The organism is Acidiplasma sp. MBA-1 (assembly GCF_000949015.1).
Lineage (GTDB): Archaea > Thermoplasmatota > Thermoplasmata > Thermoplasmatales > Thermoplasmataceae > Acidiplasma > Acidiplasma aeolicum.
Genome location: NZ_JYHS01000002.1, coordinates 133,201 through 159,007 on the forward strand (window position 1 = coordinate 133,201; position 25,807 = coordinate 159,007).

The following is a 25,807-nucleotide window of genomic DNA, read 5'->3' on the forward strand; positions in this document are numbered from 1 at the left end:
TATATTTTTTATTTATGAAAATTCATTTTTTTATAATGTAAATATTCTTATCCATGTCTTTTTCAAGTGAAATTTTTCCACTGCCCTCCATTTCCCGTAACTTTTTCATTAATAGATGTTTTTTTATCCTTAATTTACGTGATTCATGTAAAATCTCCCTTAACATTTTTTTATCGTATTTCATTATTAATTCCTCGATATTTTTGTTATTAAAAACCATATTATATGAGAAAATTATTAAAATTATTATAATCCCTGCGGCTGCAGTATAATATGGAATATTGCCCAGAATTAAATATGTCTCTGTAACATTTTTATAATGGCCGTTGTAATATGCGGTCAGTTCAACATGGTCTATACCGTCAGGCAGGTTATTTATTTGCGTACCCGAACCATAAAATCTTCCATTAACATACCATTTAAATGTAACATTATTTATATTTTCTCCATTAATTATTGCAATGACCGAATTGCCACGCTGGGCTATATCCATGGTTTTAATAACCGGGAAGCTGTTTATACCAACTGATGTGCTGTAATATTCCCTAATCCCCTGTGGATCAATAAGTGTTAGATTCATAATGTATAATCCATTATAATTAACTTCATATGATATGTTAAAATTTTTTCCGGCATGTATAATAATGCTGGAATTTTTTATATTTATAAATGCAAGATAGTGCCTGTATATACCATGAATATGATAGTGCAGGTGCAATATTTTTCCTGATATATTATAGTTCATTGAAACATAAAATTTATTCGGTTTTTGAATTGTGCTGGAATCATAAATAAAGGCATAATTATGGTAAAAGTTGATTATTATACCCTTCTGAAAACTAAAATAACCGGTGTTTTTTATGCCGGTATTAAGCAGTGTACCATTTTCACAATAGTATATATTTTTGGAATCAATAAAATAATTTTCCGGCAGGGGATAAAATCCATTTAAAATTTTGCCGGCACCTAGCATCTCTGTGCCGTTATGGATGATGCTAAATCTATTTCCGTAATAATTTAGTACCGTTGCATTAACAGCCCTGCTTAGGTTTAATACCTTATATTCTGCGGGAACCATGCTATTATTAAATTCATATTCATTAATGACAGTTCTGTTTAGTACATTGAAGCGCAAATTATCACCGGATAGCATTAAATATGTTATAATTCCATTAAACTCATATGTTTTTAATAATGATTCATTTTTAAATACCTCCATATGATTGAAACCATAATAAATATAATATCCATCATAGAAATAGATATATCCTGAAAAAAGCTTTTTAATCTTTAATGTTCCTGCAAATGTACCATTTTTGCAGATTTTTATTAGATTTAAATTTATATTATTCTGTGATACAAATATATAGTATTTCTGATTCTGGATAACGTATGAAATGTTTGTGTAATTATTATTCAATGAATAAATTATATGGGATGTTTTATTGTATATATTATATCCAACAATGGACTTATTATGGACATATAAAAGTTCACCATAATAACCATTAAAAACAGCACTGTAACTGGATGTGCCGTTATAAATTAGGCTGTATGAATATTTATTTAGTTTCAAACTGTGATTATTAAAATAAATAAGATTATTAAATGGCCTTTCGCCGTAATTTATTATTTTCTGTGTTGATCTTGGCCCGCCAAATGCAATAACAATCCTTCCATTTTTAACAGGGTATTTTAACATTATTTTATATGGTATGCTAATTTCATGCGAACTGTTTATAATTATATATGCACAGTAACTGCTGTATGGTGAAAAAATAAATGTAATATTATACCAGTGGTTTTCCCTTTTAAGGCTGAACAGGTTACTATATTTTTTATCTGCATTTACAACCGTTGCACAGTAATCATATTTTCCATATGTTATATTAAGCAGTGTTACATTATTCTGATATATTAAAATAGAATTTTCAGTACTGGCAAAATATTTGCTTGTATTCCAGCTTAGGCCATAATTAAAGGATGTTGAATTATCAACTGTTCCATTGAAATATATATAAGGATCACTTGAATTGCCTGAAAAAACATTTATGTTTTGAGCTGCCTGATCCTCATTAATTTTATTGTCAATATTATTTATATTTAAAAAATTGCCTGATACAAGAATTAATAATGTTATTATAAGAATGATGATCATGAAAATTTTTCGCATTTTTGGTTATAAAAAAGTCATAAAAAAATTTTTTTAAGTTTTTATTTTGATATCTCACCCGGTACATATTTTCTAGATCCAGCACTGGCAAGTATCCTGCCATTTTCCATGACCTTTTTCCCTTTAAGAATTGTTATCTCAGGAAAACCATAAAGTTTTTCCCCCTCAAATATTGAGTATTTAATATTGCTGTGGAGCATTTTGTATGACACTGTAAATTCCTTCTTTGGGTCTATAATAACAATATCTGCATCATATCCCGGAAGCAGGTTTCCCTTATTTTTAAGGCCAAACAGTTTTGCAGGATTTGTGCTCGATACAGATACAAGCTGCTCCATTGATATTTTTCCCTTCATGTAACCATTTGTAAATAAAAGTGGGAGTATTGTTTCTGTTCCAGGAGTACCATTTGGCACCTCGTTAAATGGGGGCACCTTGTCCATATAACGTTTCTTCTGCTCGTCTGAATAAACGCAGTGGTCACTTCCCATGACATAAATTTCATCCATGGCAAGTCTTGACCACAGGCCGTCTATTTCCGCCTGTGTTCTGAAGGGTGGACTCATAATATATCTGTAACCGTATTCCCCCTCAAGAACAGAATAATCATATGTCAGATAATTCGGTGTTGTTTCATTATAGAACTTATACCCCTTCTTTCTGTACTCCCTAAAAATATCTACAGATTCATATGTTGATGTATGCACCATGTAAAGGGTTACATCCCTGCCTATCATGGATGCTATCGCCGCTATTCTGTTTGCCGCCTCTATTTCAACTATTTCCGGCCTTGAAAAATAGTGATAAACCGGATCTATTTTTCCATCCGCAAGAAGCTCCTCTGTTCTTTTATCAACTATTGCGCCGTTCTCAGCATGTATTGCGGTAACACCACCGTGCCTTGCTATCTCCTTTATGGCATCATACAATGACTCATCATCAAGCAGAAGCTCGTTTTTGTATGCCATAAATAATTTAAATGATATAACGCCACGGTCTATTAATGGCTTTACAGCATCAAGTGATGTTTTATCACCTGATCTAAGTATGCAGTGCAGTGAATAATCAGAGACTACCTTTGGATCAGCCTTTTTTCTCCATCTTTCATATGCATCCAGTGGATTTTCCCCCTTGGATGGTGTAATAAAATCCACTATTGTTGTAACTCCACCACCCAGGGCCGCCATGGTGCCATAATAAAAATCGTCAGCGGTTACCTCTGACATGAATGGAAAGTCCATATGCGTGTGGCCATCTATAAGCCCTGGAAGAATTAGTTTTCCAGAGGCATCGATGACCTCATCAGCCTTTTCATTAATATCACCTATTTTGCTTACCTTGCCATCCCTAATATAAAGATCCTTTTTTACCATGCCTGAGGGCAGGCAAATATTTCCATTTTTTATTAATAAATCATTCATTCCTATCACCTTTTATAATTTTTCCCTTCCTTATTACAATCCTTGGGGATCTGAACTGAAGGAATTCCACAGGATTTTTTGATTCTGTGATTATAAAATCACCCTGATCACCATTTGAATACCCATAATTTTTAATGCCAAAGGCCCGTGCCGCATTGAATGTAACCATGTTTAGTGAATAATTAAGTAATTCTGGGGTCATTAATGGCTCGGCATGTACGGCCATGAAAAGTGCATCCAGAGGGTCCCCGGTGCCAAGCGGATACCATGGATCCTCAATGCAATCCTGACCTATAACAACATTAACATTATTTTCAATCATCTGGCGTATCCTTGTAATTCCCCTTATTCTTGGATATGAATCATACCTACCCTGCAGGTTCATATTAATTAATGGATTTGATATAACATTAACACCGGCCAGTGATATGAGCTTAATAATTTTATTTGCATACTGGTTATTATATGAATGCATTGCAGTGAGATGCCCGGCAGAAACTGTACCATTAAAATTTCTTTTTATTTTTTCAGTGCAAAGATACTCGATAAACCTTGATTCAGGATCGTCTGTCTCATCAATATGGCCGTCTATATTTTTTTGATATTTTTCTGCAAGGTCAAAGGCAGTTTTAACAGACCTGATGCCATCCTCATATGTATTTTCGAGATGCGGTGCAAGCCCAACATTATCAGCACCCATTTCCAGTGATTTTTCCAGCAGCTCAATGTTTTGTTTTTCTGTATAAATTCCATGCTGTGGAAATGCTGTTACCTGAATATCAACATCATTAACCTCTTTTTTTATCTTTAAAATTTCCTTTAATGCTGTTAATTCAGGATCGGATACATCAACATTGGTTCTTATTCTTGTTACGCCGTTTTTGGCCAGAAGCCTGATTGCATTTATTACCCTGCTGTGGACATCCTCTGCATTAAGTTTATGAAGCTTATAATCATCCCAGAGTTTTATCCCCTCCTCAAGAGTACCGCTTTTATTTATAATGCCAGATCTTGATATAAATGCAGAATCCAGATGAATGTGCAGTTCTGAAAAGCTTGGTATTACAAGATGTTTTTGGGCATCAATGATCTCCCCATCCCCATATTCTGATACCATTCCATTGGATATATTGATATCCATTAATTTTCCGTCAGGATATGTTAATGCATTTTTTATAATCATTTTTCTGCACCCTCAAAGATATTTTTGGTATCATCTGCTATATATCCATGAAGTAAGCCTCCCCTTAACTCTGGCTGATATTTTGGTATAACCCAGTATTTCATAAGTATAATATATACAAAACCAGATATTAGAATTGTTGATATCCACGATGCCTGATAAATCCAGGACTGGTATGGGTAAAGATAAAAGCTTACAGGAAGGTATGTTGATGGTGGATACACAAGGAATATTGCAAGCACAAATGCTATAATTGCTGCAGGGTTAAACCCGCGCCAGTATCTAAATCTTCCATTTGGCATGAACACATCTGATATTTCGAATTTAAACCTCCTTATGATAACATAGTCAAATATTAATACACCCTCCACTGCGCCAAGTATTGCACCGTATCCAAGAAGCCAGTTTTCAACATACGCACCTGCACTGAAGTAAAAACTCCATGACTGAAGCGATGCTGCAATTGCAACAACTATTAAAACACCACCAAACCATGGAATAAGCTTTGGATAAATATTTGAAAAATCATATCCTGGACCTACAGTATCTGCATATATATTTACCATTAAGACACCAAGAAGCAGCAGGAAAAGCGTTATGTATGCAAGATCCGGTGGAAGCGAGATTGTAGTCAGCAGAATTGGGTCGTATATTGGTGTTTTATATTTTATAATGCTTATTCCAGCGGTGAGAAGCGCCATGGCGCCAATTCCAAGCATCATGATTGGAAGTGTTAGCTGGCCATAAATCTGGGATTTCTGTGATCTTGCATATCTTGTATAATCAGGCATGCTTATTGCCATGGTTGCCCAGAATGCTATGTTTGCATTAATTAATCCAATCATTGCATACCAGAATGCAGATCCAGAAACAGTGGTGCCTATTTTAAAAATGGGTGAAAAATTCCAGGAAACACTCTGGGCATCGATGTAAAATAGGATTATAAAACCAAGAAAAGCAATAAATGGAACAATCCATGAAATTTTTTTAAGCAGGGTCTGACCGCTTTTTGGTGGTGATAAATAAAGTATTGCAAGCCTTACCAGTATGGTGGCTATAAATACACCCCAGAAAAGGTCAGGATTAATGGTTGATATGGTGAATGGTGTTGCATTTCCTGATGCAACCAGACTTAGAAGCTCGGGTTTGAGTCCTGAGTATATTATATACATGCCGGAAACGCTTTCGGTAATAATCCATGTATCTATACCCCACCATCCTGCACCAATAAGACCCCTTACAAATGATGGCACCCATGTCCCATAAGTTCCCCACCTGCTCCTTGTCAATGATGTTTCAGGCATGCCGTACTTTGCACCTCCATGTGCTATGATTAAAATCGGTACCAAAACAGCAGCATTACCTATAAACACTGCCATCAGGGACCAGAACCAATTAAACCCGAAATCAAAGCCCACCGATACAAGGCTCCATGATTCAACCTCCACCGCCATGCCAAACCATATTGCAAAAAATGTCCATGATCCCCATGTTCTATTCCTTTCAGCCGTGGGCTGGAAATCCTGATTCCATAAATATTTATTGTCAGGATATGTGGTTTTTAAGTCCACATATCCATTTTTTGGATCAACAGAGATAATATCCTGTCTCCATGAGGATTCTTCTCTCATTGATGCACCTATTTTTTGCCGGATGATGCGGCCATCTTTGCATCAAAAAGACTCTGCGTTTCCGGGTCAACATATCCTGATTTAAGGCTTCCAATCTGATTCTTACCGTACTTTGGTATAACCCAGAAGGCGTTAAGCAGCAGATCAAGAATTCCGGCTATAAAGAATGCGGTGATCCATGAATTATCGTATAACAGCTGGAATATATAGGCCTTTGAGATTCCCCAGGGATATACATATGTTATAATAACAGCCACGGTGCCTGATATTAGCGCTGCCGGATTAAAGCCATGCAGGAATGTGTATATTCCATCGTACCTGAATAAATCCCTTATGTTTAATTTGAAATGCCTTAATATTGCGTAATCGAACACAATTATGCCCTCAACCATGCCCAGAAGTGCACCATATGCAAGAAGCCATCCATCAACATATGTGTAAACGCTTGTACTGTATGCTGTATATGCACCAAGAAGTACACTGATTATTACACCTATGACAATGCCCCTGAACCATGTTAATCTTTTCGGATATGTATTGGCTATATCATATCCCGGTGCTATGGAGTTTGCAAACACATTTACAGAGAATGTTCCAATAATCACTGCAATTAGCAGCGGTATTGAAAAGTATGATGGAAAGTACAGTGCCATTAATTCAAGCGGGTCATAGTTAAAGAAGCCTGCTGAACTTGAAACATGGAGCCAGCCTGCACTGATTGATGCACCTGCACCAAGAAGGGCCATGGCACCAACGGCCATCATAATAAACGGCATGGGTATCTGGCCCACGGTTTGTGAAAACTGCGACTTTGCATATTTTGTATAATCAGGCATGCTCACCGCCATGGTTGCCCAGTATGCAACATTTGAATTTATAAATGCAAGCTGGACTATTAGTGGTGCTCCCGCCTTATTATATGTTGTTATAGGTGTAAAATTAAATTTTCCGGCAGACATGAATAAATAGAACATTATGACAAAGCTTACCACCATTATTGGTGCTGCAATTTTTGCCATAATTCTAAGCGGATTCTGCCCCTTTACCGGTGGCGATATGTAAAAAATTATCAGCTGTGTGATTATGACTATAACGAATATTGTCCAGAATACTGTTGGAAAATACTTTGGCAGTGTTCCCGGACCAACATAGGCTACCAGCGTTTTAAGGGATGATGCCTTTGCACTCACAAGATAAATATATGTTGCCGCCTCGGCTATTATAAATGATTCAATGCCCCACCATCCCATGGATATTACGCTTCTTATCCATGATGGTATCTGCGCACCGTAGATTCCCCACCTGCTTCTGGTAAGCTGTGGTTCTGCAGCACCGTACCTCGCACCGCCATGGGACTGTATTATTGTTGGTATTAAAATAATTAAATTGCCAAGAAACATATATATAATAACCTGAGTCCAGCTCAGACCAAGGGCAAGGCCAACCGTGGCGAGCGTCCATGTTGGGACTATAACTGCCATTGCAAACTAGAGGCTTGTAAATGATGCCGCACCCCATTTTCTTAAATCCTTTGGCACAGGATTAAAATCAGGATTCCAGAGATAGTCATTGATCTTATTTTCCTTATCAAGGAAAACCTGGCCGTTGTCTATCTCTATTTTATCGGTCATTTATCATCACCCATAACATCCTTTTCATAATATATGTTGCCGATATCATTATCGACCAGATCTTTATATGCTATGACCTTTCTGTCAGCAAGGAATGGTGCCTTTTCCCTCCTCTGTTTGATTAGGTCTATATTTACATCCGCAACCTTTACACCTTCTTTATCAGACATCTGTGCAATTATTTCACCTGATGGACCGGCAATAAGGCTCCTTCCAAGATATTTGATTTTTTGGCCGTTAAATTCCTCCTCTGTTCTGTTAACACCCACCACAAAGATTGTGTTAAACGCCGCATGTGCCCTTAACTCCAGTTCCCATGTTTCAGGGTAAAAATTTGTTGTTGTTGGAACAAAAACAATATCGGCACCCTTCAATGACAGTATTCTTGGGCCCTCCTGGAAATGCCTGTCATAGCATATAACAGACCCTATTTTGTAGCCGTCCTGCTGGAAGACAGGATACCCGCTTCCAGGATGGAAATAATATTTCTCATAGTACCCATTTAACTGTGGAAGGTGAATCTTTCTGTACTTTCCCATGACATTTCCATCCTTGCCAATAAATATAGCTGTATCATAGAATATCCCTCTAACAACCTTATCCTCCTCGAAAATTGTTGGTATTAATGAAACCTTGTGCTCCCTTGCATATTTTCTAAAAATCTGTACTGTTTCACCATCGTCCCTTTCAGCATACTCAAAGTATTTCATATTCTCCTCTGCAGGGAAATACGGTGTTGTGAAAAGTTCATTGTAAACGACTATATCAGCGCCCTGCGATACAGCCTCATCGGTGTATGATATTGCCTTCTCTATGTTCTCCTGCTTTTCTGGAACAGATCCCATCTGCACCATTCCGATCCTGACAAGCTCATTTTCTGCCATATTAATCACACCTCCCTTATTTTTCTAAGTTCATCGTCAATAGAATCCCTTTCTGATATGAGGTTCTCCAGATACGAGTATTCCTTTATCTTGCCTGCCAGCTTCCCCCTTATGTCATCCAGGCTGGCATAGTTGTGCCTTTTTAAATAATCCGCCATGGATGATGTCCATTCCTTAATCTGGTTAAATCCGTGCATTATTGTGTCGGTTACAACCTGCACCGATGTTGCACCGCACATTATATATTCCACAGCATTTGTCCAGTTAGAAATACCACCAATGCCGCTTATTGTGAGTTTTGTGTTATTATAAATGGATGAAACTGCCTTTAATCCAATGGGTTTTACCCCGGGACCTGACAGGCCACCGTAGGTTGTGTATCCAAAGACGGGTGGGAAGAGCATTTCACGCTCTATATCAACGCCCATAAGGCATGATACAGTATTTATTGCAGATACGGCCTTTGCACCTGTCCTTTCTGCATTTTTTGCAATCTCTGTTATCTCTGTTACATTCGGTGATAATTTAGCAATAACCGGTACACCAACAGACTGCACAACCTCCTTGGTATATTCATAGACAAGGTCTGGATGCTGTGATATATACGCCCCTGATCTCTTTTCTGGTTCACCATGCGGGCACCCAAAATTTAATTCTATTAGATTTGCACCGCGATCTTCTGACCATCTGGCAAGCTTCGCCCATTCAGATATATCGGCTGAACCCATTATACTAAATATAATTGGCGCATCCGGAATTTCATGGTATACAGTTCTTATATACCTGTCCCATGTTTCAAGGTTATCCTCTGTAATTAGCTCAATGTTTTCAAACACCACAAGGTCCTTATTCTGATCCCTCATGGCGGCATACATTGGCCTGACGCCCTTTCTGACAATGCTATCCCCAACGGTCTTAATGACAACGCCTCCCCATCCGGCCTTTAGGGCCTGAATGATTTTATCGGCGGTGCCGCTGGTTGGACCTGAACCAACCCAGAACGGGTTTTTAAATTTTACACCATCAAAATCTATTTCCAAACTATCATTTTCTTGCATTTTACCACCTCTTTATAATTACCTTGCTGTCTGTAAAGAACATGACATGATCCGGTCCGCCCTGTGCATGCAGGTCCCCAAAGAAGGAATTTTTATATCCTGCGAATGGATAGAATGCTATTGGTGCCGCAACACCAATATTTACGCCTATGTTTCCTGCCTGTACCTCCTCGGTAAAGCGTTCTGCATACGTTCCTGAATTTGTGAAAATTGTTGATGCATTACCATACTGGCTTTTATTTATGATTTCTATTGCATCATCAAAGTCCTTTGCCTCTATTACGCTTGCAACGGGCCCAAATATTTCCTCCCTTATGATCTTCATGTCCGTTGATGCATCATCAAATATGGAAGGACCAAGGAAGAAACCATCCCTGTATTTTCCTGCATCAAATGTTCTGCCGTCCAGTATAAGTTTAGCCCCCTCTGAGATGCCTGAATCTATGTATCCAAGCACGCGTTCTCTATGCTCAGATCTAATTAATGGACCTAATGTCACGTTTTCATCCAATCCATAACCAAGTATAAGTTTTTGTGCCTGTTTTTTGAATAAATTCACTATTTTATCATGATTTTCCGGCAAAGTTACCAATACAGACCCGGCAAGGCATCTTTCTCCGGCGTTACCATAAAATGATGATATCAGGTGTGGTACAACCTTTTCAGGGTCTGCATCTGGCATAACAAGCTCATAATTTTTTGCAGATGCCCCTGCCTGTGATCTCTTGTGTTTGGCCGATGCTGTTGAAACTATGTATTTTGCAGCACCTGTGGATCCAACAAAGCTAACACCCACAATTTTATCATTATTAAGCAGGGCATTCACAGTATCAACAGCACCATTGACAACGCTTATTACACCTGGTGGAAAACCGGCCTTATCGAAAAGGTCCAGTGTTTTTTGCATTGTTAATGGTGTCTTTTCTGATGGCTTTACTATTATTGTATTCCCAAGGCCAATGGCATATGGGATAAACCAGAATGCAACCATGATTGGAAAATTAAATGGCGTTATTGCAGCAAATACACCCATGGGAACCCTTATTAATTCCTCGTCTATGCCAGCAGAGATGTTTTTATTATTTTTCCCCATGATGTTATATGTTGATGAGCATGCGGCCTCAACATTTTCTATGGCCCTGAGAACCTCTCCCTGAGCCTCCTTGAATGTTTTGCCATGCTCTATTGTAACCATTTTTGCAAGTTCATCTGCATTTTCCCTCATTAGATTTTCAAGCCTAAAAAGATATTTTTATGCGGTCAGTTATTGGAATCTTTGACCATTTTAAAAATGCATCATATGCATAATCCACAGCCTTATTAACATCCTCGGCACCTGTATCAAATACAGATGCTATTTGCTTTCCAAATGCCGGGTTGAAAACCCTGTATTCTGTTTTTCCCTTGTTCTCAACCCTCTGCCCATTCACATAATTAAAGACCTTATACTCCATATTTTCTGTCTTCATTTCTTCACCTCCGCATCCGATATTTTTAACGCCTCATCAATAACGTCAAAACCCCTGTTTAAATCCTCCTCACTTATTATCAGTGGCGGTGCCACAATAAAGTGTGAAATCCATGTGTTAAGATAAACGCCATGTTCCATGGCGTATTTTGCAATCCTGCTTACCATCAATGGTTTCCCATCAATTTTATCCTGCGCAGTATTAAATGGTATTCTATTTTCACGGTCGTAATTTATTTCGACCCCACCGAATAATCCTATGCTCCTGACATCCCCAACCGATACATGGTTTTCCCTTAGTTCCTTAATTCTTTTTTCAAACAGTGGTGATATACGCCTTACATGATCAAGAACATAATTTTTATATTCATCAATTGCTGCTGATGCTGCGGCCAGCATTAATGGATGTGCCTCATATGTATGGCCGTGCGCAAAAATATGATCCTCAAAGAAATCAGAAATCTTTTTATCAACCGCTGTTAGTGATAATGGTGCATACGCAGCTGTAATTCCCTTGGCCGTTGTGATTATGTCAGGCTTAACATTCCAGTGGTTCACTGCAAACCATTCTCCTGTACGGCAAAATCCGGTCATAACCTCATCTGCTATTAAAAGAACATCATTTTCCTCAGTGATTTCCCGTAACCTTTTAACAAATCCATCGGGTGGAACAACAACGCCGTTTGTGCCTGTTACAGGCTCAAAAATCACAGCGGCAATATTTCCCTCCTGTTTTATTGTATACTCAAGATTTTCAGCACATGCCAGGTTGCATTCGGGGTACTTTAGTTTGAACGGGCAGTGATAACAGAACTGTGGGGCAACCCTTAAAAATCCTGAAGCATTTTCATATGAATCCACAAGCATCCTTCTAAAATCACCTGTTAGCTGCAGGCTTCCAAGAGTTGATCCATGATATGAATTATAAAATGAAATTATCTTGTTCTTCTTTTTATCTGCCATGTACATCCTTGCAATTTTTATGGCGGCCTCATTTGCCTCAGTTCCAGAGGTGCCATAAAAATATTTGCCCATATTGTCTGGGAGTATTGATTTTAGTTTTTCAGAAACTGTTTCCCTTATATCCGTGTCAAATGATGGGCCAATATATGATAGTGTTTCAGCCTGTTTTTTGATGGCATTTATAACATTTTTATTTCCATAGCCAAGGTGGCAGCACATTAACTGTGATGACATATCAAGATAGGATTTCCCTGAAGAGTCTGTAAAATAACTTCCCTCACCTGAAATTATTTTCAAAGGGTTCCATCCTTTCTGTCGGCTCCACGTTACAAAGGTATTTTCAACGGTACTGTTTAACTCATTTTCTGGATTTTTTATTGCCATAATTATAATAAGATTATCTTATATATAAAAACTTTGATGAAAACATTGATAATATATCTAGATTTATTATTATATTGATAATTTATATCGTAAAATAAAAATTGCATGATATATTTTATTCTTTAATTGCATTAAAAATTGTAATCAAAAAACAATATATTATCGTAAAACATAATCTAATATGGATGAAAAGGACAAGGAAATATTAAAGACAATGATGATTTTAAAAACAAATAATTTGCAGGACATAGCCGATAGGGTATCCATTTCAAAATCCTCTGTGCAGAAGCGAATTAAAAAAATGGAGGAGGAAAAAATTATAAAGGGGTTTATACCAGAACTTGATAGAAATAACTTGCCGGAAACCTTAACGGCCATATCCATGATCAAGGCACGGTATGGTCCGGGTTATGCTGAGGAGGTTGGCGAAAAAATAAAAGAGGTAAAGGGAATATGTGCATTATATTATGTCCTTGGCGATTATGATTTTACTGCGGTGATCAAGGCAGAGAGCATAAAAGATCTGGAATCAATTCTCAATAAAATATCATTAATAGATGGCGTGGAAAGGAGCAATACAATAACAGTACTATCAATTAAAAAGGAGGATTTGACAGAATTTAACAGAATTGATTAATTTTTATTCAATTTATTCATTGCTTTTTTTCTTCCTGGTTTCATGCCGTTTCTATGGCCTTTTAAGGACATTTTATATGATTTTATCTCCCTTATGGCATCCTCAGGTGTTTTGGCATTTTTTAGGTTTTCAGCAAGGTCGTGCATGCCCATATATTCAAGCCACATTGATATATGCCCATTTAAAACGTGATAATTCACAGCATCACGGTCATATATATTCAGACATTCAAGCTCTGCAAGAAGGCTTTCAAGATCGCAGGCCACGCCTATTAATTTATTATACGATTTAAAATAAAAAGGCTCCATGGTGTAATCAATTTATAACTGTATTTAAATGTTTTTATTTATATATTAATTTTTTAAGAATAATTATCAAATAATTTTATTTGCGCATTTAGTATAGAACTACCAAAAAAAATATGTATGAAATCATATTTCAATATTATGGGAATATTAAAGGTTGAAATAGATTATAATGTTAGTGATGCCCTTGAAATTATCAAAAAATTTCTGAAAGATAACAAAATAAATATCTTCGGTATAATTGACCACAGGAAAAACGCCATTGATGCCGGAATGGATATGAACGATGAGACATTAGTTATGTTTGGTTCTCCTGCAGTTGGTACCGGCATAATGATTGAATCACCTGAAATTGGTATTGAACTGCCTACCAAAATTCTATTATATTCAATTAATGATAAAACATATGCTGTTTATAAAAATATTAAGGACCTTGAACAGGAATACGGAATTACAAAAAATAAAGAATCTCTTGAAAAGTTAGATGGTCTTATTAATAAAATAATAAACATGTTAAAAAAATAAAAAATCAATTTTAAGGAACAAAATGTGAAGGTTACAGTTTCTGTTAACCATGTTAACATACACCTTTGGAAGTTATCATGTCAATGAATTTGGGTATGCTTAAACTTCCTGGATACAACCCAATACCCTCTATCCCGTTGGCAAATGCTTCGGGGATTGCTTTTTTATAATATTATATGATGCATGTAAATCTGCATGTATTAATGTTCCATTGAGAGATTTGAATATTCCCCTGCTTATCCTTTTTCCAAGATAATTATCATGCTTTTCTATGCTTTCATTGTCAAGAAAAGAGCATTTGGATGTATATGATTCTTCCTGAATAATTACATTTATTCCATGTTCCTGACCTTTATAATATATCTGGTTAATTAATGTATTAAATGGTATCTGGACAAAGTTCTGGTTGTTCTTCTTTCCCATTTCTGCTGATTGCTTCCACCTATTATTATGGCCTATAACAATTGTATCTATTTTATTATTAATTGCATATTTTATAACTGCATCTGATAGTTTATGCATTACATCCTTTATTTTTCTGTTCCTATTCATGTATAATTTATTGATTCTTTTAGTATTTTCATGATTCTTCCTCTGTTTATCATTAATAGATTTAAGCCTTGAAAGTTTTTTATTAAAATACTGGTTTATGGATTTTAAAACACCACCCTTAACAGCAATACCCTTTTCAGATATGCTGTTTCCAATGGTTATGGTGTTCCTTACACCAACATCTATACCAAGTATCCTGTTTGCACTTACCTCATTAAAATCTGATATCTCCTTAGAGTATACTATCTCAACATTATATCCTGTGCCCAATGGTATAATTCTTACCTCTCTTAAATCTACATTTTCTAATCTTGTTTTTAACTCCAGATTCATTATTTTAGGAAATTTAAGAATCCCATCAACAATGGAACATTGCTGGTTGGTAAATATTAGCATGAATTCTCCATCCTTGTATTTATATTTGGGTGGTCTTGGAATTCCATTAAATAATTCAGGATGTTTCTTATATGCTTTTAATGCCCTAAAGAATGAACTCCATGATTCTTTTACCTTTTTTATTGTCCATTGTGCTGTCTGTGCGGGTAGTTTCTGGAAATTATTATATTCATCTATTTCTGATGGCATTGAGAATTCATTTGCAAGCTCCTTATATGATGATAATCTTTCTTTATTAAAGAACTGGTTTCTGAGAATGTAATTTGCCTAATTGAACAGGTTCTTTGATTTATAGCACATATATGATATTATTCCATTATCCAAAATGAATATCTGTTCAGTTCTGATTATCTTCATTTACAAATATTATAATGCCATGAGTATATATAAAATTTCTCCATAAATGCTGCATAATAATGTTTATTCTAAAAGTAATTAATTTATTGTTATTTTAAAAATCACGTCAATCTATGAGTTCTGAAAAAATTTTAAAATTAATTGTTTTATTGTATATATATTGATAATATAATGCATCAATATGGTATAAGGTTATCAGCTTTGATAACTATACAATCAGAATTTATTATTTATTTGTAGCATGGTATGGCTGGAAACAATAATTTTAAAGGAATAATTTAATTGGATATTAATATTGAATTTACCACCCTGAATTGAAAGAACATCAGAGATGTGGAAAATTAAATTCAAAGATTAATGGTGGTTGCCAGATAGATCCTTATAACTTTTAAATTCTGATAGGAATGATGCAGGAATTGTAAGATAAATTTAGAATACAAATTCAGGATAATTTATAAATGGTCTCTTAGAAGGTCATTACAGTATAACCTGCATCAACATATCTTGGTATCGTTTCTGAGACGTCTTCAAGTTCTGTGCTCAAATCCATAATTGCCTTGTCCAGATCATGTGCTTTCGAATATCCACTACATGCTATTGTAACTATTCCAAGGTCCTTAAGGATAGAAAACAGTTTAAGAAAATCGCTATCATTGGAAGAAAATGCCTTTTCGCTTGGCCCGAAAAAAACAACCTTTACATCATCCGCCTTCTTCTTCCTGAATGTATTTTTGGCAAAATTCATACCAACAATCATTTTATCTTTTTGATCCAGCCCAGATGTTATTACAACAAGGTATTTTGTTCCCATATAATATTATTTATGCTTTCTATTAAGTTTTTTTGTAGTTTGGTAAAAAGTCTTACAATTAATATATTTGGTCTATTATATCCAAAACATACAATAATATTTCATGTGCAATATCATCAAATTTTTCCATGATTCATTAAAATAATAATATAATTGCATTTAATGAACACATTTACATTTCGTCTTCATTTTAGAGCATATGAAATGAAGTTTTTTCCTTACTGAGCAGGAAGGTTTTATGCCCGGTACCTATATGACATGAGTACACAACCGGATTTGATACAGAAGCTCACGGAACAATAAAAAACTGAATACTACACTGCCTTACATGCAGCCTGATACGGTGGAGGCATTTTCGGTGTTTCGCAAAAACTGAAGAAGCTTGATTTTGCGGATTAGTAAAAAGGAGGGGAAAGCAAACTGATATGTAACCAGCGCCCCGAGCGGGATTTGAACCCACGTCACAGGCTCGACAGGCCTGTATGATAGGCCGCTACACTATCGGGGCAATTTGTGTAACATAATTGTTTAGTTTTATTTAACCTTTTTTTATTTTTTATTTAATCACATCATTCAGACTCCTTTCTTATATTGTGAATAAACCATAAAAAGAAAAAGGTCATTGAAATGCCAGAAACTACGTCAAACAACATTTTCATGAAAAATGATGCGGTAATGACAGAAATAAGGAATATTATCAAATCGATAGAGATTGATATACCAAGATAAAGAGCAAAATATTTTTTATTCCTAAAATGTGAGTTCTGAATATAAATTTCCTTAATTTCCTTATCTATGGAATCCATGTTTTATTGAAAGCGTAATAATAATTAAAATTTACGAATTTGCTGTTCATTTTCAAATATATTATAAAAATTCATAAGGGTACATAAAACTTCATTATAAGAGCTTTTATGATTTGATTTAACTTTAATTATAATTATTACATATTGTTTTATAATGGCCAGAAAGGATGAGGAAATAATTGCCAGCTTCAGGTGCAAAAATAAACCAGTTAAGTATATAGCAAAAAATACAGGAATTAAGAGGGAAGAAATTGAAAAGATAATAAAAAGGTGGATAATAGAAACAGATCCATACCTTGACGGCATCCTTAAAAAATATAAATCATCAAAAAATGTCAGCGGTTCTGATATAGCTGAATTAATTCAGGGAGACCCAAACAATTTCCTGCAAAATGAGGATGTTCTTGACTATATAGCCAGAAATCGCGGAAATCATCATGACCGCTACATGGACTGCATTAGGTATAAAATATATTCATGCATAATAAAAAAACAGTAAAAAATTGTTAAATACTAAAATATACTTTACTTTTATGAAGTTTGCTGTATTAATTGGCTGGAATGGTTCCGTGGTAAAATCATTCCTGAGGGCGGGTGAGGAAACTGGAAATGATGTTAGAATAAAATACCCCCGGCTTGATCCAATAGATGATGATTTTCTTAATTTTGTCAGGGATGCAGATGCACTTTTTATACATCATTTTTCCGGGGAGAATATATACAGCAGCATACTTGAAAAGCTTGAAAAAATAATTGGTAATAAAAAGTATGTAATAGCAATAGACCCCATATTAAGCAAATATTCCAATGTTGATCCTAAAATTGTTGAAAAGGTTAGTTTATATTACTTTTATGGTGGTTATAACAATATAAAAAATCTTGTTTTGTATGTACAGAGCTTTTTTGAAAAAAACAGTTATAATGATCCGGATCCGCTGCCATTTTCCGGCATATACAGGCCCAAAAACTTAAACCTAAATAAATATAACAAAAGGGTTGGAATACTATTTTATAGAACCGCTTGGGTGGATGGGGATACAAAAATAGTTGATGAAATCATAAAAAAACTTGATGAAAGGGGTATTTCAAGCATTCCAGTTTTTACAAATGGTTTTGGTGATTCCTCCAAAAACATAAAAAGTGCTGAGGAATGCATTAATGAATATTTTTATGAAAATGGCAGGGTAAATGTTGATGCCGTCATAAATCTTCTTTCATTTTCTCTTATTAAGGGTGAGGAAAAAAATACGCTGTTAAATTTAAATGTACCTGTTTTTCAGGGCCTTATATATTATTATAAAGAATACAAGGAATGGATAGATTCATCAGGACTTGATGTTGTAAGCTCCATAATGAGCGCCATGCTTCCAGAAATAGATGGTACAATAGAACCGATACTTGTTGGCGTTATTAAAAAAATTTCTGAAAAGGGAACAGTTTACAGGGAATTATCCCCGGTATATGAGCAGATAAATTATATGGCAAATAGAATAAAAAAGTGGGTTAATTTAAAATATAAAAATAACGGTGATAAAAAAATAGCAATTATACTCCATTCAGGTTCATCTTTTAAGGACCTTGAGGCAAATATAGGCACTGCAACAGGCCTTGATACATTAAATTCTGTTGCCAATATAATGAAAATACTTAAAAACTCTGGCTTCTCTCTGGATTATGTACCTGAAAATGGCGAGGATCTTATACAGGAAATATTAAGGAAAAAGGCCATCCCTGAGGGTAAATGGACATCAATTGAAAACATAATAGATAGAAAAGGTGCTGTCGATACCATAAACTCTGATGAATATTCCAAAATTTTTAATTCAATACCCGAGGATTCAAGAAAGGCAATAATCAACCGCTGGGGAAATATAAACTGGAACAGGGATTACATGGTATTAAATTCACAATTTTACATACCGGGGCTTCTCTCTGGAAATATTTTTATAGGCATACAGCCAAAAAGAATAACGTTTTCAGATGATGATAACAGCATAAGAACCATACATGATTCTGAAACACCAATTACGCATTACTGGCTTGCATTTTATAAATGGATAGAAACAAAATTTGGTGCGGATGCCATAATTCATGTTGGTACTCACGGAACACTTGAATTTACACCCGGAAAGGGTCTCGGCCTCTCACCCTCATGCTTCCCAGAAATTTCCATAGGTACCATGCCGAATATATATCTTTATTCTACAAATGTTCCTGGTGAGGGTATAATAGCAAAGCGCAGGAGCTATGCAGTACTTTTAGATTATATAACGCCACCAACATCCTATGATGAGGTACCTGATGAAATTAATAAGCTTGAGGAATTAATAGATGATTATGAGGAGTCTGAAAAATCAGAAAATAATGCAAGAGAGGATTTAATTTTAAGGGATATAAAAAATCTTGCCAGCAAAATAGGTTTAAGCATAGACTTTGATGACGCACATAAGGCCACACATGAAATAGAACACAGAATAAATCTTTTCAAGGATTCTGTAATAACCCACGGTCTCTATGTATATGCCCAGGAGGTTAATAACGATGATCTGCCTGATTATGTTGCAACTGCCACAAGATTTGATGAACACTCATTAATATCAATGCATGGAAAGGATGCAGCGGTTAAAATGATAAAGGAATATATAAATCATAACAATGATATTCCAGAACTTGAAAGAGGCATTATAAATAATCTAAAATTTTCATCAAAAAATGAGGAAAATAATCTTCTAAAGGCACTCAATGGAGAATTTATACCATCCGGCCTGTCTGGCTCCCTCGCACGTGGAAGATATGATGTTTTACCATCTGGCAGGAACTTTTATGCTGTGGACCCATTTAAGATTCCAAGCCAGTCAGCGTGGCAGGTTGGCGTTATACTTGCAAATAAACTAATAGAAGCCGAATATAAGAAGAATAATAAATTTCCAGAGACAGTGGGTTTTGTGCTCTGGTCAACAGATGCATACAGATCGGATGGGGAGCTCATATCACAGATTTTATTTACCATTGGTGTTGAGCCCATATGGCAGGAGGGTTCAAAGAAGGTTTCCGATGTTAGGGTTATACCAATGGAAAAACTTCAGAGGCCAAGAATAGATGTTGTCATTGAATCAAGCGGAATAGTCAGGGATAATCTATTTAATATTATTGAGCTTATAGATACAGCAATTAGGAAGGTTGCCGAACTTGATGAGTCTGAGGAGGATAATTACATTAAAAAACATTACAGGGAGTACGGCCATTTAATGAGAATTTTTTCATCTAAACCAGGGTCCTACGGGTCCGGTGTGAGCAATGCGGTGGAATCATCAAAATGGAAGAATGAAAATGACCTTGCAGATGTGTTTATAGAGTGGATGGGGTATTCATATGGTAAGAATAACTTTGGAAGGGAGGCAAAAAATGAGCTTTCACTGGTATCAAAAAATATAGATACAATTATACATAAGAGGGAGATTGATGAGATAGATATAAACGACGATTCATGCAACTATTCATATGCAGGCGGATTTTATTTAATGGCAAAAAAGTATGGTTCAAGCCCAAATCTTATGTTTGAGGATACATTCAATCCATCGCGCCCGCAGGTAAGGACAATGAAGGAGGAAATAGAAAGGACGGCAATAGGGAAGCTCTTAAATGATAAATGGATTAATGCACAGAAAAACTTTGGATACAGGGGTGCCACGGAAATGCTCAAAAAAATAGAGCACCTGTATGGCTGGGCGGCCACAACCAAAATGGTAAATGATGCAATTTTTAATAATATAGCCGAAAAATTCATTTTAAACAATGAAATGAAGGAATGGTTTAAAAGGGAAAATCCATGGGCATTAAGTGAGATAACATCCAGAATGATAGAGGCATATAAGAGGGGCATCTGGAATGCATCTGAGGATATGAGGGAAAAACTTGATAATGCCTATATTGAAATGGAGGGTGAGAGTGAATGAAAATTAACTACTTCCCATTTTCTGCAATTCTTGGAAATGATGATATAAAGCTTGGATTAATTATCAATGCAATTGACCCGAAAATAGGTGGAATTTTAATCACAGGTCCAAAGGGCATTGCAAAATCAACAATGGTAAGATCGCTTTCAAATATACTGCCAGAAATGGATTCAATAAGAGGGTGCAGGTTCAACTGCACATTAAATTCTGAAAATCTTTGTGATGAATGCCGTGAAAAGATAGATAATAATTCTGCCGAGATAGTGAAGAAATCAGTGCCTGTAATAACCTTACCAATAAGTTCAACACTTGATCGTGTTGTTGGATCAATAGATATAAATTCTGCCATTTCAGGAAGGGTTAATTTCAGAGAGGGGCTGCTTGGTGAGGCAAACAATGGAATTTTATACATAGATGAGGTAAATCTGCTTGATGATTCCATAGCAGACGCAATACTGGACTCAGCCGCATCAGGCATAAATACTGTTGAAAGGGATGGCGTCTCATATATACATCCTGCGAGATTCATTTTGGTTGGTACAATGAATCCTGAGGAGGGAGAGCTCAGACCACAGCTTCTTGACAGATTTGGTATTTCAGCTGAGGGAAAACTGCCATCAAGCGCAGAAGAGCTAATTGAGATTGCAAACAGGGTTGATGAATTTGATCACAATCCGGTGGAATTTATAAGCAAATATGATCAGGATGATGAAATTTTAAGAGAAAGAATAGTGAGGGCAAGAAATGCTCTTAGATATGTAATCATACCCGATGATATAGAGAAATATATGGCTGATGTTATATTGAAATATCATATGGGTAACAGGGCCATGATATCTGCGGTTAAGGCGGCAAGGGCAATAGCAGCATATAATGGTAATAAAAATGTTACAATGGAGGATGCAAGGAAGGCACTTGAATTTGCACTAAGGCATAGAATCAACGATGATGAAAAAAGCAACATGGAAAGGGAACTTAACAATACCGGTCAAAATCAGGGCAATAAAAATGAGAATATAAATGAGGATATGAACAATAATGATATAAATAATGATGAAAAAATGCCGGTAAAAAAAAATAATTCCACAGGGGATGATACCCTAAATAATATTGAGAATCCCAGAATAGATATGAAATTAAGAAATGAGATTATTAAAAAGAGCGGAAGAAATGCAAAATCTGGAAATTTTATAAGAACAGGACATAAAAACGGGAATCACCTTGATCTTTATTCGTCCATGGTATCCATGAAAATCAATAATCATAAAAAGATGCAGGCATCGGATATTGTCCTGAGGGAGGGTTATTCCGGTGGTGCCGTCCCGGTTATAATAGCAATTGACTCAAGCACGTCCATGGGTTTTAAAAGAAGGATAGGAAATGCACTAGAGCTGTCAAAACTTTTATTTAAAAAGGCTTATATTACAAGAAGCAGGGTTGCACTAATATCGTTTTCAGGCACAGGCGCCAGAGTATTAATGAACTTTTCCAGAAATTTCACGGTCCTCAACCAGAGGCTTAAATCCATAAAAAGTTCAGGGAAAACACCCCTTTTAGAGGGCTTAAAACAGATATATAAAACGTCAGCATATTCTGGTGAAAAAACAGTTTCAGTACTTTTTACAGATGGTCGCGGAAATTATCCACCCGGAAATATGAAGGATGATATTATTGATATATCCAAAAAATTAAAGAATGTTTCAAGGCTTTATATAATAAATGGCGAAAATGGATTCTTACCAACATATAATAATTTAATAGCAGAATATTCAAACGGGCATATAATAAGCGATGTTAACAATGTAAAAATAAACTGAATATAAAAATAAATAATATAAATGCATTATAAATCCAATGACAGATGAAATACCTGAAAAACGGAATAAGCATCCATATTTTATGTATGATATGATAAAGGATATTCCCAATGGGCTTAATGAAACTGTAAGGGAGATGGAAAAATTTGATTATGATATTATAAAATCACCGCTTGTATTTACCGGAAATGGTACTGCATATCACAGTGAGTATATAGGCTCTCAGTTCCTTAATAAACTGGATGTTAATTACAGGGTTATACAGGCATATGAACTTCTTAATTATTCCGGCCTTTCAAAGGGGACTGTGGTGGGAATTTCCCACAGTGGAAAAACAAAATCAACCATGGATGCACTAAGTTATATGAAAAAATATGCATTTACTGTTGGAATAACACATTATGAAAATACAACAATAGGGAATATAACAGACAAAACAGTAATTATAAAAACCCCTGATCTTTCACTGTGCAATACCAAGGCATTTTTTGATAATGCAATCGCATCAATGTATATAGCACAGAACTATGCAGGCATTGATGTGGGAATTAAGGAAATAATAAAAAAAATAATAAATCTTGTTTCAGTTATGGAAAAACCGGTTATGGATATTGCAGGGCAGCTCAATGATATAAATACAATATTCGTGCTTGGGTCAGGCCCCAACTATCCTGTGGCAAGGGAGGCTGCACAGAAGATAAAGGAGGCAACACACATACATGCAGAGGGCATAGAGCTTGAGGAATTCAACCATGGATGCACATCAATTATAGATGATAAATCGTTGCTAATCCTCATTGGCGATGGCTATAACAATGAAAGAATGAACCAGATAGTAAGAGCATGCAGGGTAACCGGGACAAAAACACTGACATTAAATGGCAGTGGTGATTTTAACATAAACATAGATGGATTTAATGATATTTACCTTAATCCTGTATTAAACATTGTGCCCCTTTATTATCTTGCATATTTCATGGCAGTTCAGAGGCATATTAACCCGGACCTGTTAAGATTCGATGAAAAAAAATATCTGGAATTTGATAATATAATATTTCCGCCAGGGGCGCATTAACAGAATGGAAATAAATCCCGGAAATATTTCATTAAATTTTCAGGTATGGTTTCATATAAATCCAGAATAATTTTTTTATCACTGTTTTCTATTCCGCGTCTTATCCTTTCAACGATTAGGTTTATATTTTCTTCAGTTTTGGCCTCCTGAAGCAATTTTATATCGTATAATAATTCATTTTTACCGTACATATTTTATAGTATAATTTTATGTATTTAAAATAAACTTTATCGGGCAAATAAATTAGCATGAATCATTAAATATTAAAATAATAGTACGGAAAAAACAATATATAGTTTATTCATCCCCAATAATGATAGGAGCAATACTTGCAGGAGGATACGGAAAACGGCTTAAGCCCCTGACTGATAGAATTCCGAAGGCGCTTATTGAACTTAAGGATAATTATACCATAATGGACAGGCAGCTCTTTGATTTTAAAAATGCTGGAATTAATGATGTTTATGTTCTTTCAGGCTATCTGGGGGATAAAATAGAGGATAGATATAGGAATTTTAAGGATGTTAATATTCATTATTTAAGGGAGGAAAAGCCCATGGGAACATTATATTCAATACAAAATTTACTAGAAAATGTAAATGAGGATATAATACTCAGAAATGGTGATACAGTATCTGATATAGACCTTAATAATTTTATAGATTATTCAAGGAATAAAAATTATGGCATGATTATGTACATAACGAAAATGAAAAGCCCCTACGGCATAGTTGAATTTGCCGGAGACAGGGCATTTAATTTTAAGGAAAAACCCGAGCTGAATTATTATATAAATGCCGGCATATACTATATTAAAAAGAATGTTTTTGAATTATTTAAAAGGGATTATATTGAAAAGGATATTGAAAAGTCAGTATTTCCTGTTCTTGTAGCGTCTGATAACCTTGGTGTGTATAAGGATGATTCCCTCTGGATGGGGATAGACAGTGAGAAGGATCTTGAGGCCATCAGAAAGGAATATATGAACAGGCACGATGAAAGTTTTGGATACATTAAAAAAATTTTCAACTCGGACAGTGTATCCATTTTAGAGTATTTTATCAGAAAGGGGAGTAAAATACAAATTCATGATGGTGGTATAATAAAAATAATTTCCGGTAACGGTTATATTTTAAACGATGAGAAAAGAAAATATGATGAAAACTTTTCAGATGCAATATATAAAGATTTCTATATATTACCATATGAGAATACAAAAATTCAAATAATAAATTTTTTGAAACCAGAAAATAATAAATAGGATTAAAAAAATTTAAATTTTTTTGCAAATGTTTATTTAGTAAATAATAATGGATATTATCATGACCGTAAATAGAAATGAATTATTAAAGGCGCTGGACAACATATATGGTAAAAAGGGCATGTCCAGCAGGGATGTGGAGGATCTATGTGATTTTATATTATCATTTTTCGGTTATGACGATTATGTACTGGATAATGTGCTATCACCATCAGAACGTGATGTTTTTTATAATCTAGAGGAAAGCGGTATACTTTCAACACACAGGGAGGAAATATCCATAATAAAGGGAAAAACATGGAGGATAAATCAGTGGTATATAGACTCGGAAAAAATAAAAAAAATAGCAAATGAAAGGGACGATAATAAAAAGGAAGAAAATATATATGATTCAATTTTCAAGAACATGCAGCAATAGGGCATATTTAATCTGTGGAATGTCATCTCTTATTCAGGCAAATTAATTAAAATATTCAATTTTTGACATACTGGTATGTGCAAGGGTATCAGATG

Annotated in this window: 24 protein-coding genes and 1 tRNA gene; 8 read left to right on the top strand and 17 right to left on the bottom strand. The window is 35.3% G+C overall.

The annotated features are described in order from the left end of the window. Nucleotides 1-22: 22 nt before the first annotated feature. From TZ01_RS03870 to TZ01_RS03910, 11 genes are read right to left on the bottom strand one after another with little or no spacing between them, the layout of a single operon-like run. A complete protein-coding gene (locus TZ01_RS03870) occupies nucleotides 23-2,173 on the bottom strand; it encodes a hypothetical protein (protein ID WP_156150300.1) in 2,151 nt (716 codons plus the stop codon). Nucleotides 2,174-2,214: 41 nt separating this feature from the next. Beyond that, a complete protein-coding gene (gene hydA / locus TZ01_RS03875; protein WP_048101501.1) occupies nucleotides 2,215-3,594 on the bottom strand; it encodes a dihydropyrimidinase in 1,380 nt (459 codons plus the stop codon). Beyond that, nucleotides 3,587-4,777 (bottom strand): amidohydrolase family protein, encoded by a 1,191-nt coding sequence (locus TZ01_RS03880; RefSeq protein WP_048101502.1) that lies wholly within the window; start codon nucleotides 4,775-4,777, stop codon nucleotides 3,587-3,589. The genes hydA and TZ01_RS03880 overlap by 8 nt, the downstream gene beginning before the upstream one ends. After that, nucleotides 4,774-6,408 carry a cytosine permease gene (locus TZ01_RS03885; RefSeq protein WP_048101503.1) on the bottom strand — a complete coding sequence of 545 codons (1,635 nt, stop codon included), beginning with the start codon at nucleotides 6,406-6,408 and terminating at the stop codon, nucleotides 4,774-4,776. The genes TZ01_RS03880 and TZ01_RS03885 overlap by 4 nt, the downstream gene beginning before the upstream one ends. Nucleotides 6,409-6,416: 8 nt before the next feature. Further along, the gene (locus tag TZ01_RS03890; protein WP_052656745.1) at nucleotides 6,417-7,889 is read right to left on the bottom strand and encodes a cytosine permease; all 1,473 of its coding nucleotides are present in this window, start codon (nucleotides 7,887-7,889) and stop codon (nucleotides 6,417-6,419) included. 6 nt (nucleotides 7,890-7,895) lie between these two features. Beyond that, a complete protein-coding gene (locus tag TZ01_RS09570; RefSeq protein WP_156150301.1) occupies nucleotides 7,896-8,039 on the bottom strand; it encodes a hypothetical protein in 144 nt (47 codons plus the stop codon). Continuing rightward, a complete protein-coding gene (locus TZ01_RS03895) occupies nucleotides 8,036-8,923 on the bottom strand; it encodes a carbon-nitrogen hydrolase family protein (protein WP_048101504.1) in 888 nt (295 codons plus the stop codon). The genes TZ01_RS09570 and TZ01_RS03895 overlap by 4 nt, the downstream gene beginning before the upstream one ends. A gap of 5 nt (nucleotides 8,924-8,928) precedes the next feature. Then, entirely contained in the window at nucleotides 8,929-9,981 is a 1,053-nt protein-coding gene (preA, locus tag TZ01_RS03900) for an NAD-dependent dihydropyrimidine dehydrogenase subunit PreA (protein ID WP_052656748.1), read from the bottom strand. Nucleotide 9,982: 1 nt separating this feature from the next. Beyond that, entirely contained in the window at nucleotides 9,983-11,206 is a 1,224-nt protein-coding gene (locus TZ01_RS03905; RefSeq protein WP_197065854.1) for an aldehyde dehydrogenase family protein, read from the bottom strand. Between the two features lie 13 nt (nucleotides 11,207-11,219). Then, complete coding sequence (locus TZ01_RS09950; RefSeq protein ID WP_197065855.1) at nucleotides 11,220-11,450, bottom strand: aldehyde dehydrogenase family protein; 231 nt, start codon at nucleotides 11,448-11,450, stop codon at nucleotides 11,220-11,222. Continuing rightward, complete coding sequence (locus tag TZ01_RS03910; protein WP_048101505.1) at nucleotides 11,447-12,796, bottom strand: aspartate aminotransferase family protein; 1,350 nt, start codon at nucleotides 12,794-12,796, stop codon at nucleotides 11,447-11,449. Before TZ01_RS03910 ends, TZ01_RS09950 begins: the two co-directional genes overlap by 4 nt. 181 nt (nucleotides 12,797-12,977) lie before the next feature. On the opposite strand from TZ01_RS03910, the gene TZ01_RS03915 reads away from it, so the two are divergent. Continuing rightward, the gene (locus TZ01_RS03915) at nucleotides 12,978-13,433 is read left to right on the top strand and encodes an Lrp/AsnC family transcriptional regulator (protein ID WP_048101506.1); all 456 of its coding nucleotides are present in this window, start codon (nucleotides 12,978-12,980) and stop codon (nucleotides 13,431-13,433) included. Here the strand turns inward: TZ01_RS03915 and TZ01_RS03920 are convergent. Next, nucleotides 13,430-13,741, bottom strand: a complete 312-nt coding sequence (locus TZ01_RS03920) for a hypothetical protein (protein WP_048101507.1) — start codon at nucleotides 13,739-13,741, stop codon at nucleotides 13,430-13,432. The genes TZ01_RS03915 and TZ01_RS03920 overlap by 4 nt on opposite strands. 138 nt (nucleotides 13,742-13,879) lie before the next feature. On the opposite strand from TZ01_RS03920, the gene TZ01_RS03925 reads away from it, so the two are divergent. Beyond that, on the top strand, nucleotides 13,880-14,263 hold the full coding sequence (locus TZ01_RS03925) for a DUF302 domain-containing protein (protein WP_054964029.1): 384 nt from the start codon (nucleotides 13,880-13,882) through the stop codon (nucleotides 14,261-14,263). A 129-nt stretch (nucleotides 14,264-14,392) separates the two neighbouring features. Here TZ01_RS03925 and TZ01_RS03930 read toward each other — a convergent pair whose 3' ends face one another. From TZ01_RS03930 to TZ01_RS03945, 4 genes are all read right to left on the bottom strand, one after another. Beyond that, the gene (locus TZ01_RS03930; protein WP_231563428.1) at nucleotides 14,393-15,469 is read right to left on the bottom strand and encodes a transposase; all 1,077 of its coding nucleotides are present in this window, start codon (nucleotides 15,467-15,469) and stop codon (nucleotides 14,393-14,395) included. A gap of 565 nt (nucleotides 15,470-16,034) precedes the next feature. Next, complete coding sequence (locus TZ01_RS03935) at nucleotides 16,035-16,379, bottom strand: hypothetical protein (RefSeq protein ID WP_048101509.1); 345 nt, start codon at nucleotides 16,377-16,379, stop codon at nucleotides 16,035-16,037. 435 nt (nucleotides 16,380-16,814) lie between these two features. Beyond that, nucleotides 16,815-16,887, bottom strand: a tRNA-Asp gene (locus tag TZ01_RS03940). Between the two features lie 61 nt (nucleotides 16,888-16,948). Continuing rightward, complete coding sequence (locus tag TZ01_RS03945) at nucleotides 16,949-17,185, bottom strand: hypothetical protein (protein ID WP_048101510.1); 237 nt, start codon at nucleotides 17,183-17,185, stop codon at nucleotides 16,949-16,951. Between the two features lie 154 nt (nucleotides 17,186-17,339). Between TZ01_RS03945 and TZ01_RS03950 the strand changes: the two genes are divergently transcribed. The 4 genes from TZ01_RS03950 to TZ01_RS03965 are packed head-to-tail and all read left to right on the top strand — an operon-like array spanning nucleotide 17,340 to nucleotide 24,033. Next, complete coding sequence (locus TZ01_RS03950; RefSeq protein ID WP_048101511.1) at nucleotides 17,340-17,684, top strand: hypothetical protein; 345 nt, start codon at nucleotides 17,340-17,342, stop codon at nucleotides 17,682-17,684. A gap of 34 nt (nucleotides 17,685-17,718) precedes the next feature. Continuing rightward, complete coding sequence (locus TZ01_RS03955; RefSeq protein ID WP_048101512.1) at nucleotides 17,719-21,141, top strand: cobaltochelatase subunit CobN; 3,423 nt, start codon at nucleotides 17,719-17,721, stop codon at nucleotides 21,139-21,141. Then, the gene (locus TZ01_RS03960; RefSeq protein WP_048101513.1) at nucleotides 21,138-22,958 is read left to right on the top strand and encodes a VWA domain-containing protein; all 1,821 of its coding nucleotides are present in this window, start codon (nucleotides 21,138-21,140) and stop codon (nucleotides 22,956-22,958) included. Before TZ01_RS03955 ends, TZ01_RS03960 begins: the two co-directional genes overlap by 4 nt. Nucleotides 22,959-22,995: 37 nt before the next feature. Next, complete coding sequence (locus TZ01_RS03965; protein ID WP_048101514.1) at nucleotides 22,996-24,033, top strand: SIS domain-containing protein; 1,038 nt, start codon at nucleotides 22,996-22,998, stop codon at nucleotides 24,031-24,033. Here TZ01_RS03965 and TZ01_RS03970 read toward each other — a convergent pair. Continuing rightward, complete coding sequence (locus TZ01_RS03970) at nucleotides 24,030-24,224, bottom strand: hypothetical protein (protein WP_048101515.1); 195 nt, start codon at nucleotides 24,222-24,224, stop codon at nucleotides 24,030-24,032. The two genes, TZ01_RS03965 and TZ01_RS03970, sit on opposite strands and share 4 nt — an antisense overlap. A 122-nt stretch (nucleotides 24,225-24,346) precedes the next feature. Between TZ01_RS03970 and TZ01_RS03975 the strand changes: the two genes are divergently transcribed. Together TZ01_RS03975 and TZ01_RS03980 are read left to right on the top strand one after the other, a co-directional pair. Beyond that, the gene (locus TZ01_RS03975) at nucleotides 24,347-25,294 is read left to right on the top strand and encodes a nucleotidyltransferase family protein (protein WP_048101516.1); all 948 of its coding nucleotides are present in this window, start codon (nucleotides 24,347-24,349) and stop codon (nucleotides 25,292-25,294) included. Nucleotides 25,295-25,355: 61 nt separating this feature from the next. After that, nucleotides 25,356-25,712: a DUF6015 family protein gene (locus tag TZ01_RS03980; protein ID WP_052656788.1), complete on the top strand. Its 357-nt coding sequence runs from the start codon at nucleotides 25,356-25,358 to the stop codon at nucleotides 25,710-25,712. Nucleotides 25,713-25,807 lie beyond the last annotated feature (95 nt).

What these genes read in the sequence shown, in the direction of transcription:
- TZ01_RS03980 (WP_052656788.1), top strand. Translation starts at nt 25,356, where the DNA reads ATGACCGTAAATAGAAATGAATTATTAAAGGCGCTGGACAACATATAT.
- hydA (WP_048101501.1), bottom strand. Translation starts at nt 3,594, where the DNA reads ATGAATGATTTATTAATAAAAAATGGAAATATTTGCCTGCCCTCAGGC.
- TZ01_RS09950 (WP_197065855.1), bottom strand. Translation starts at nt 11,450, where the DNA reads ATGAAGACAGAAAATATGGAGTATAAGGTCTTTAATTATGTGAATGGG.
- TZ01_RS03870 (WP_156150300.1), bottom strand. Translation starts at nt 2,173, where the DNA reads ATGCGAAAAATTTTCATGATCATCATTCTTATAATAACATTATTAATT.
- TZ01_RS03915 (WP_048101506.1), top strand. Translation starts at nt 12,978, where the DNA reads ATGGATGAAAAGGACAAGGAAATATTAAAGACAATGATGATTTTAAAA.
- preA (WP_052656748.1), bottom strand. Translation starts at nt 9,981, where the DNA reads ATGCAAGAAAATGATAGTTTGGAAATAGATTTTGATGGTGTAAAATTT.
- TZ01_RS03945 (WP_048101510.1), bottom strand. Translation starts at nt 17,185, where the DNA reads ATGGATTCCATAGATAAGGAAATTAAGGAAATTTATATTCAGAACTCA.
- TZ01_RS03885 (WP_048101503.1), bottom strand. Translation starts at nt 6,408, where the DNA reads ATGAGAGAAGAATCCTCATGGAGACAGGATATTATCTCTGTTGATCCA.
- TZ01_RS03925 (WP_054964029.1), top strand. Translation starts at nt 13,880, where the DNA reads ATGGGAATATTAAAGGTTGAAATAGATTATAATGTTAGTGATGCCCTT.
- TZ01_RS03935 (WP_048101509.1), bottom strand. Translation starts at nt 16,379, where the DNA reads ATGGGAACAAAATACCTTGTTGTAATAACATCTGGGCTGGATCAAAAA.
- TZ01_RS09570 (WP_156150301.1), bottom strand. Translation starts at nt 8,039, where the DNA reads ATGACCGATAAAATAGAGATAGACAACGGCCAGGTTTTCCTTGATAAG.
- TZ01_RS03955 (WP_048101512.1), top strand. Translation starts at nt 17,719, where the DNA reads ATGAAGTTTGCTGTATTAATTGGCTGGAATGGTTCCGTGGTAAAATCA.
- TZ01_RS03975 (WP_048101516.1), top strand. Translation starts at nt 24,347, where the DNA reads ATGATAGGAGCAATACTTGCAGGAGGATACGGAAAACGGCTTAAGCCC.
- TZ01_RS03895 (WP_048101504.1), bottom strand. Translation starts at nt 8,923, where the DNA reads ATGGCAGAAAATGAGCTTGTCAGGATCGGAATGGTGCAGATGGGATCT.
- TZ01_RS03950 (WP_048101511.1), top strand. Translation starts at nt 17,340, where the DNA reads ATGGCCAGAAAGGATGAGGAAATAATTGCCAGCTTCAGGTGCAAAAAT.
- TZ01_RS03965 (WP_048101514.1), top strand. Translation starts at nt 22,996, where the DNA reads ATGACAGATGAAATACCTGAAAAACGGAATAAGCATCCATATTTTATG.
- TZ01_RS03970 (WP_048101515.1), bottom strand. Translation starts at nt 24,224, where the DNA reads ATGTACGGTAAAAATGAATTATTATACGATATAAAATTGCTTCAGGAG.
- TZ01_RS03905 (WP_197065854.1), bottom strand. Translation starts at nt 11,206, where the DNA reads ATGAGGGAAAATGCAGATGAACTTGCAAAAATGGTTACAATAGAGCAT.
- TZ01_RS03890 (WP_052656745.1), bottom strand. Translation starts at nt 7,889, where the DNA reads ATGGCAGTTATAGTCCCAACATGGACGCTCGCCACGGTTGGCCTTGCC.
- TZ01_RS03920 (WP_048101507.1), bottom strand. Translation starts at nt 13,741, where the DNA reads ATGGAGCCTTTTTATTTTAAATCGTATAATAAATTAATAGGCGTGGCC.
- TZ01_RS03910 (WP_048101505.1), bottom strand. Translation starts at nt 12,796, where the DNA reads ATGGCAATAAAAAATCCAGAAAATGAGTTAAACAGTACCGTTGAAAAT.
- TZ01_RS03880 (WP_048101502.1), bottom strand. Translation starts at nt 4,777, where the DNA reads ATGATTATAAAAAATGCATTAACATATCCTGACGGAAAATTAATGGAT.
- TZ01_RS03960 (WP_048101513.1), top strand. Translation starts at nt 21,138, where the DNA reads ATGAAAATTAACTACTTCCCATTTTCTGCAATTCTTGGAAATGATGAT.